Origin of the sequence: Burkholderia sp. SIMBA_062, assembly GCF_046534765.1 — a bacterium.
In the GTDB taxonomy this organism is placed as follows: Bacteria; Pseudomonadota; Gammaproteobacteria; order Burkholderiales; family Burkholderiaceae; genus Burkholderia; species Burkholderia ambifaria.
In genome coordinates this window covers 1-250 of record NZ_JAWRYD010000471.1, presented here as the reverse complement: position 1 = coordinate 250, position 250 = coordinate 1, and the positions used below count along the sequence as shown (strand labels likewise).

Below are 250 nucleotides of genomic sequence, written 5' to 3'. Positions count from 1 at the left end.
CAGCGCATCGGCGTGATCCGCGCGCTTGCCGCCGACGCACCGGTATTGCTGATGGACGAGCCATTCGGCGCAGTCGACCCGATCAACCGCGAGATGATCCAGAACGAGTTCTTCGAGATGCAGCGGGCGCTGAACAAGACCGTGATCATGGTCAGTCACGACATCGACGAGGCGATAAAGCTGGGTGACAAGATCGCGATCTTCCGCGCCGGCAAGCTCCTGCAGATCGACCATCCGGACACCCTGCTGG

General features: G+C 61.6%; 1 pseudogene. It reads left to right on the top strand.

What is annotated here, in order from left to right:
• Nucleotides 1-250 (top strand): annotated as a pseudogene (locus SB786_RS37110) (glycine/betaine ABC transporter ATP-binding protein); the annotation flags it as partial.